The following is a 240-nucleotide window of genomic DNA, read 5'->3' as shown; positions in this document are numbered from 1 at the left end:
CCCTTGCTTGAAGCCGCTATGAAAAAATCTCTCAAATTCACCGCGATCTCGCTGCGCTGACCCTCCATCTCCTTGTCCGCTTCCGTGGGCACCTGGTCGAAGGGGTACTTCGTCTCCAGCAATTTTTTCGCTTGCCCCCCTCTGACGACCATAATATAAGTGCGCAAACGTTGGCGCGGATCGTGCGCGCACACGTCGATCACGCCTTCGCTGCCGTGCCTGCCCCGCGATTCGCCGGTG

At 58.8% G+C, this 240-nt stretch carries 1 protein-coding gene; it reads right to left on the bottom strand.

Annotated elements, in window-relative coordinates; genetic code table 11:
* Window positions 1–240: Ger(x)C family spore germination protein (locus KVT38_RS34110; RefSeq protein WP_217598130.1), on the bottom strand; the 240-nt coding region annotated here is incomplete at both ends.

Source organism: Cohnella sp. GbtcB17, from assembly GCF_019091135.1.
Lineage (GTDB): Bacteria > Bacillota > Bacilli > Paenibacillales > Paenibacillaceae > Cohnella.
This window is presented reverse-complemented; position numbering and strand designations above follow the sequence as displayed.